We start from the raw sequence: 6,943 nt of genomic DNA, 5'->3' as shown, positions 1-6,943 counted from the left end.
ATAAAGCACCCATGGCGTTCTACCGCAGTAATGTTGGCCAAGATGTCAAACCAGCAATGATGGTGGCCTAAATAAAGGGCAACCATGTGATAGTTGAAACACTAAGCAGATATTCTCCCAAAATGGGGGGTCAAACCGCGGGAGATGGTGGCCTCAGTGTTCAACTGCCCCATCTCCACCGATGTCCCACCCGATCTGGCGGTTTCCATGGGGGCAGCCATCATGGCCCATCTGAAACAGCAGACGGAGGCAGATGGAGAAGCTCCCCTGCAGCTTATTGACAGCTACGCCTACGGCATCGGAGTTGAGGTGGCGGACATAGTGCACGGACAGATCCAGTTGACCTATGATCCCCTCAGTGCGCCCAACACCACCATCCCCTATTCCGTGTCCAAGAACTACAATCTGCTGTGGCCGGACCAGGAGTCCATAGAGGTGCGGGTATTCCAGACCCTCAATCCCCACACCAATTCTTTGGCAGAAGCGTATTTCACCGGGATTTCAGCGGTTATTGAGGACATCCCCCCGTCTCCAACGGGAATACCGCATCCCATCCGCATCGACTTCAGCATCAACACAGACCAGATGATCGAACTGCGGGCCCAACTCCCCACCACCGGACAGTCCCTGATCGTCCGGGCCAACACCAACGAACTCCGCCTGGAGGATCCGGAGGAGTTCAAAAAACTAAAAGACCAGGTTGATGATCTTTGGTAAGAACAGCAAAAGGAGCACCTTAGCCTCTACGAGGCGGTGCTCCTTTAATATTCAGACCGATGTGGAGGTTCTTCCCTGGGAAGCAGCCGCTGGGCCCCGTCGCTTCTAGTCACGTAGCGCCCTTTTGGGGAATCGCTTCACGTTTCTAGCTGGGAACCTCTATCTCCAAAAGCGGAGCATTCTGCTGCGCGCCGTAAAGATCCCCTGCCGAAGGGTGATCCGAGGGTACGTGTTTGAGAATGGACATCTTGATCCCCTGGCAGTCGTCGACGAACCAGATGCCCAAGACGCTTTCCACGGGAAGTTTGTACAGCTCAGCCAAGAGCTCCTTGGTCAAAACACCTGAGGCCTTCACCGCCTCGTAGTTCTCCCTCTGAGCGAAGAACACATCCAGAGTGGTGACAAAGGGCGAAGCATTCTTGCTGCGGATCACGGTAGCCAGGTCCTTGAGCTTCACTGCGCCCTCCCTCCCTTCGCTGCAATGGTCTCAATGGTGGTGCGGAAAGGCTCCTTAGGATCATCCAGGGGCCAGGCATGCCAGATGCTGAATTCATACACTTCACCCACGGGCACCGCCCGCCCCGGAGAGAAGGGGATGGCGATGTTTCCGGCGGTACTCAGCCTCCCGGGGAAACCGTGGTGGGAGATGGTTGAACTGGCAAAGGAGCAAACGCTGTCCGCCAGCTTCTGAGTTTCCGCGACCACATCAATGAGCACGCAGATCTCGTGACCCTGCACATAGGGCGTGGGCTCGAAGGGCCCCAACACCGCATCTTTACCGTAAACCTTGAAGTTCAGGGCATAGCTGTCTTCTGCTAAGTAGGAGAAATAGTCCTCAACGATGTCCCTGCTTTCCTCGAGGATCAGTTCCACATTCGCCACTACCTGGGGATCCCGCATCCCGGCAATGCAGATGCTGCGGTAGCCGGTTTTGGCTGCGCCCTCCAGCTTTACGGTGTAGGCAGGCGCCTCGATCCACCTGGCTCCGCTCACCCGCACTGTCACTTCATCCAGCTGCGTATACACAGCTTGGCTGATATCCAGATCCCCACCCGGGTTAGCCTCTCGATTGGGATCACTGCGCTCGTAGAAGGCGTGCCCGGTGACGCTTTCTGGTGTACAGCGGCGCTTGGGGTTAGTGGGGCGCACGTCGAAGTGATCCTCCCGAATTATCCCCAACAGTCCGTCATTCCCGCTGCCGGGGGTGGCCGCCAAGGCCCCATCTTCCATCACTTTCCCAAAATGCATGGCCAGTCCCTTGTCAAAACCGTGGAGCAGAGGGATGGCCGCGTACAGCCCCACATCCAGGGACCGCCCGGCGATTACTCCGTCCAGATCTGGGTTCTGCTCCCACAGATCCATGATCACTTCCGGGCCCACCTGGGCCACAATGCGCTCCGCCTGAAGCACGCTCTCTGCACTCAAGTTTTCCTCCAGCGCCGGATGGGGCACAATCCGCCGCGCCCTTTTTCCCTGCTTCAAACCGGACAGCAGATAATCCTTGGCGATCTCGCTCCATACTACCCCCAGCTTCAGCGATAGGCTGTGTTGAGAGCAGATATCCTCGATCAGGTCCAGAACCAACCTGGTGGTGCTATCCGCACCACAGCCTCCAGCTGAAATGATGAAGGGCACTCCATTAGCCTTGGCGATGGTGATGATCAGCTCCAAGTCCCTGCGCAGCGCTTCCTCCGCCATGACGGGCTTGGCGGCACCCAGGTAATAGGGCCCTGCATCAGTGGTTGTGCCCTGGGCGATGACAAAATCCAAGTCGTAGTCCATGGCCCGCTCTAGCGATTCCTTGTCTACCCCGTGGCCCATGAATGATGTGGCTGAGAAGATCCTCAGCTCCTTTTTCCGCAACATGCCGTACTCCTTCCTCTAGTCCATTAACTCCGCCAGCTCTTGGGCGATCTGCGCAAGGTCTTTCCCCTTGGTGAACTCTAGGCAGGTTCCCGTGGGGTAACGGGTCTTTTCGATCCAGCGGGGCGGAATCTGCGCAGCACCCACGCTAGCCCCCAGCAGCGCCCCCACTATGGCTCCGATGGTATCCGCATCACGGCCGAAGTTCCCGCTGTAGATCACTCCCCGGCGGAAATCGCCTTGGCTCAAACGGAAGAGGGCAAAGGCCTGGGAGACAGCTTCGGGAACAGCTGCCTTGTAGGTGGTCCACAGCTCCGTGTGGAGGGGAACCCAGCACTCCTCCAAGGTTTCGTACTGGTCAACGATGGCCATGGCCTTACTGAAGGTGTAGTAGAACCAGGAGTCACCCGGGATTACGCTCTTCGCAGCGGCGATCACATCGTCGACACCTCCGCCAACCATGGCGCAGGCTACTCCCACGGCGACAGCCTGGGCACCCCAAACACCATCCCGGAAGTGGCTCACCTCCGCATCGATCTGGGCAAAGCGGGCCGCCTTCTCCAAATCTCCGGCACAGACGATGCCGATGGGCGCCGCCCGCATGGCCGCTCCGTCACTGTGGTGGTAAGCGTTGTACATCCCGGTATAGGGGGGCTTCAGGCCCCTTTTCAAGTTAACCACTGCCTCGATCTCGCTGGAACCGCCTCGGTGGAAATCCTCCTGGTAGAGGATGTATTTCTCCCAGGCCGCCACCACAGCTTCTGTGGAGAACTGTCCCCCGCAGTCAATTAAGGCCTGAGCCGTGAGCAGAGCAAATTCCGTATCATCTGTACTCCAGGAGGCCTCTGCGGTGAAATCCATGGTGATGCCAAAGCGCTGGTGATTGGCTTCTGTCCGGGAAGCATCGCCGAAGGAATCACCAATAGCCAGTCCCGCCAATGCTCCAAAAGCCTTATCAACCTTTCTCCGTTCGTCCATCATGGTAATCACTCTTTCGTTGAAATGCTGTCAAATCTCTCTGCTTGAAGCAAAGTGCGTCGGGCGAGCTGATCAAAACTGGAATTATCAAAGCCCTGCAGGCTCGTGCGGATTCGATTGTTCAAAGGGGCGATCCACTTCTGGGGAAGGGCCGCTGCGCCCAGCAAGACTCCTACAATGGAGCCCACGGTGGCACCATTGCAGTCCGTATCCCAACCGCCCATTACTGCATAACAGATGGAACGCTCAAAATCTCCTTTCCCGAACAGCAGGGCTGCGGTTACCAGGGCAGCGTTGTTGATGGTGTGCACCCAGTGGTAACGCCCGTAGCGCTCGCTGATCTTGTCCATGGCTGATTCGAAGCTGTGCCCGCCGGCATCATAGAGGCTGAGAGTAAAGCGGATGGCCTCGCTCAGGCGGCTCTTGGCGGGAATAAAACTTAAACCCACCTGGATGATGTCCCGGATCTCCGTGAGCGTAAAGCTTGCCGCGATCATGGCCGCCACAAACATCTCCCCGTAAATCCCGTTTTTGGTGTGGCTAATTATCGCATCACGGTAGGCCAGCTCCGCGGCGAGCCGGGGATTACCCGGGGCAATCCAACCCCAGAGATCAGCCCGGATTTGGGCGCCGATCCATTCCCGGTAGGGGTTGCGAAAACGCGCCGTTTCAGGGGGTTCTAGCAGCCTCAAGGCGTTGAGGTAGGCCACCCGCTCCGCCGTGAACACCTGCAGCACGGGGAGGGTGGTCAGCCAGGTCTGCAGCACATCCTCTGGCGTAAACCCCGGACCAAACTGTTCCGCCACATGGAGGTTGAGCATGGAGTAGTTAAGGTCATCATCCTCCGGCATACACACAATGTTCTCTTTGAGGGCCTCCACGTAAGACCTATGCCATGTGTATTCCCGGAACACTTCCTCGGGCACGCCCTGGGCGGTGAAATAGTCGCTGAGGGGCCAGCGCCCGCTGGCTTCCAAGAGCGTGCGAATCCAGCTGCGGGGCTTACCTTCCACGGGTTTGCCCAAAAGGCAACCCGCGGCCCGGCCCAGCCAGCCTCCTTTGATTTTGTCTTCCACCTGGGCGGGATCCAGATCCCCAAACGACGGCCAACGCTCCGGCGCTGCAGCAGCAAAAATGGCGGCAAGTTCCGAAGGCTCATCTCGCTCCCAGGGCCCTGGTTCCAGGACGGCCAAACGCTGCCAGAACGTCTCTGTCCAGTGCCGCAGCTGGGCCAGATCCCGGGCCTGTTCCTTCATTTCCTGCCACTGGGCACGGAGCTCCTCCACCTGTTTCCCTTCTTCTTGGGCTTGGGTGAATTCGTGCTCTAACAGTTCTTCCGGTTTGATCCATGTGATTCTCAAATTGCTACCTCCGTTCTCCCTGGCCCAGGCGTGAGCCCAAAGCGGCTAGGTCCTGGACGAGCTGCAGATAATCCCGGCCAGCCAGATGGGGCAAGCAAATCCCCCGCAGCTTGGCCAGGACAGGCAGCCAGCCGGCAAAGGCGGGATGATCGTGTGCGCTCCCCGCTCCGCAGAGGGCTCCCACCACCGCGGCGAGGCTGTCGGCAAGCTTGGGAAAGGCCAGGGCATACATGATGCCGCGCTCCAAATCACAGTCCACTAAAGCAGTAATGGCAAAGGCCAAGGCCAGCACCTCCGGTGCCGCCCCACCGTAACTATATTCCTTGTTGATCAGGCGATCTAGCTTGGGAATGAGGTCAAAAGCACTGCCAGCTGACTCAATCGCCATCTCCCAGGCCTCGGCCGCAGTCCTGGCGGCCCACGAGTTCCCAGGCAGCACCGCGCGAGCCAGTTCCACAGCTTGTTTGAGCCCACTGCCTCCGCAGAGGGCTCCCACGGCCACAGCTAAGGCTTGCGCTGCCCAGAGGCCGTCCCTGGAATTGGTCACCTGTGCATCCAGCTCCACTTGCTGCAAGATTTTCTCCCTGTTCCCCTGCCAGACCACTCCGATGGGAATAGCCCTCAGACAGGCGCTGTCGTCGAAATAATGGGCGTTATCGCTGCCGGTAACAGGCGGGCGGACGCCGCGCCTGAGGTTATGCAGGGCTCCCTGAACACTGATACTGCCCCGTACTTCCTCTTGATCTAAAAGGGCGAGCCAGCGGCTGAGGATCACGTCCTCAGTGAGCTCCCCCTCCGTTTCCAGGAGGGCCTCCATGGTGAAGCTGGCCCATTCCGTATCATCGGTGGGCGCAAACTGCAGATCTTCTGTGGGGCGGTTCAGGGAAAAGGGCATGGGAAAACGAAGCACCCTTTGATCCTCCTGGGCAGCGTCAATCTCCCGGCGCAGGCGGCGGGTCCAGAAAGGAAGAGTATAAGTGCGGTGATACAAAGCAGGCCAGCCCACTGCATCGCCTATGGCCAGACCGTAGAGCGCTCCCTTGGCCCGTACTTCATAGTTCATCCGCTTCCCCTCCCTGCGCAAGGTTCACCAGGGCATCTGCCGTGTCCAAAACGTGCATGCCCGCCACGGTCTTGATACAGATCCCGCGCACACTCTCGATGGGATCTCCCCAGCTGGATGGAATGGATGCAAGCCCGCCCAAAGCTCCCGTGATCGAGCCGGCGATGGCGGCAATGGTGTCCGTATCCCGACCAATGTTCACACCGCCCAAGACGCTCTGCACAAAGTCGCCCCTGGCTGCGGCAATGAGCCCAAAGGCTAAGCCCACCGCTTCCGGGGCCAGATCGCTCCAGTGGTAGTACTGGGCCACTATGGCACCGTAGAGGGATTCCAAGGCTTCCCAAACATCGGAACAGCTTCTGCCGATTTCCACGCCCCGGGTTATGGCCCTGGCTGTCCAGGAATCGTTGGGGATCACTTCTAGGGCGCTTTGGGCCAGGAGCAGGCAGACCTCGTCGTCTTTTTCCGCAGGATCCAAGGTCAGGGCGACCGCAGTGGCAGCTGCCACCGCTTGGCCCGCGTAAATTCCTTCGCCGGAGTGGCTCACAGCACCATCCCGCCGGGCCAATTCCGCGGCTAAAGCCGGCTTGCCCGGGGCCACAATGGCGAAAGGAGCCACCCGCATGGCCAGGCCGTCGCTCCAGGAGTGGATGTGATCGCCACTGGCAGGCGGCAGCAGGCCGCGGCGCAGGTTTTCAATGGCCGCCATCTCGCTGAAGCCCGCTCCCTTAAAGCCCCCGGCTTGGCTGGCTAGATGTTCCATCCACTCCTGGGCCACCTGCCGGGAGGTAAACCCCAGTCCATATTTCAAAAGAATGCTGGCGGAAAACAGGGCGTACTCCGTATCGTCGCTAACCCCTGGGTGCTCCGCCACAAAATCGGTGATTCTTCCATAAGTGCTTCTAATGTACTCCAGGGTTTTGCCTTCAGTAGGTTGGCCGAGGGCATCGCCCACGGCCAA

Annotated in this window: 7 protein-coding genes; 1 reads left to right on the top strand and 6 read right to left on the bottom strand. The window is 58.9% G+C overall.

Annotation, left to right across the window (positions count from 1 at the left end; translation table 11 throughout):
• Positions 1–144 precede the first annotated feature (144 nt).
• Complete coding sequence (locus tag ACE4YL_RS08005; protein ID WP_461369481.1) at positions 145–717, top strand: Hsp70 family protein; 573 nt, start codon at positions 145–147, stop codon at positions 715–717.
• Between the two features lie 145 nt (positions 718–862).
• Here ACE4YL_RS08005 and ACE4YL_RS08000 read toward each other — a convergent pair whose 3' ends face one another.
• The 6 genes from ACE4YL_RS08000 to ACE4YL_RS07975 form a co-directional block, all read right to left on the bottom strand.
• Entirely contained in the window at positions 863–1,174 is a 312-nt protein-coding gene (locus tag ACE4YL_RS08000; protein ID WP_461359263.1) for a DUF4387 domain-containing protein, read from the bottom strand.
• Positions 1,171–2,583, bottom strand: a complete 1,413-nt coding sequence (locus tag ACE4YL_RS07995; RefSeq protein WP_461359264.1) for an acyclic terpene utilization AtuA family protein — start codon at positions 2,581–2,583, stop codon at positions 1,171–1,173. The genes ACE4YL_RS08000 and ACE4YL_RS07995 overlap by 4 nt, the downstream gene beginning before the upstream one ends.
• Positions 2,584–2,598: 15 nt before the next feature.
• Positions 2,599–3,561 (bottom strand): ADP-ribosylglycohydrolase family protein, encoded by a 963-nt coding sequence (locus tag ACE4YL_RS07990; RefSeq protein WP_461360840.1) that lies wholly within the window; start codon positions 3,559–3,561, stop codon positions 2,599–2,601.
• Positions 3,562–3,566: 5 nt separating this feature from the next.
• Positions 3,567–4,919, bottom strand: coding sequence for an ADP-ribosylglycohydrolase family protein (locus tag ACE4YL_RS07985; RefSeq protein WP_461357963.1), 1,353 nt, complete (start codon positions 4,917–4,919; stop codon positions 3,567–3,569).
• Between the two features lie 4 nt (positions 4,920–4,923).
• Positions 4,924–5,982 carry an ADP-ribosylglycohydrolase family protein gene (locus tag ACE4YL_RS07980; protein ID WP_461368347.1) on the bottom strand — a complete coding sequence of 353 codons (1,059 nt, stop codon included), beginning with the start codon at positions 5,980–5,982 and terminating at the stop codon, positions 4,924–4,926.
• A partial coding sequence (locus ACE4YL_RS07975) for an ADP-ribosylglycohydrolase family protein (RefSeq protein WP_461368346.1) occupies positions 5,972–6,943 on the bottom strand: 972 nt, incomplete at its 5' end. The genes ACE4YL_RS07975 and ACE4YL_RS07980, both read right to left, overlap by 11 nt.

This window comes from Candidatus Darwinibacter acetoxidans, from assembly GCF_041936445.1.
Lineage (GTDB): Bacteria > Bacillota > Limnochordia > Darwinibacteriales > Darwinibacteriaceae > DTU010.
This window is presented reverse-complemented; position numbering and strand designations above follow the sequence as displayed.

What these genes read in the sequence shown, in the direction of transcription:
- ACE4YL_RS08005 (WP_461369481.1), top strand. Translation starts at nt 145, where the DNA reads ATGGTGGCCTCAGTGTTCAACTGCCCCATCTCCACCGATGTCCCACCC.
- ACE4YL_RS07995 (WP_461359264.1), bottom strand. Translation starts at nt 2,583, where the DNA reads ATGTTGCGGAAAAAGGAGCTGAGGATCTTCTCAGCCACATCATTCATG.
- ACE4YL_RS07990 (WP_461360840.1), bottom strand. Translation starts at nt 3,561, where the DNA reads ATGATGGACGAACGGAGAAAGGTTGATAAGGCTTTTGGAGCATTGGCG.
- ACE4YL_RS07980 (WP_461368347.1), bottom strand. Translation starts at nt 5,982, where the DNA reads ATGAACTATGAAGTACGGGCCAAGGGAGCGCTCTACGGTCTGGCCATA.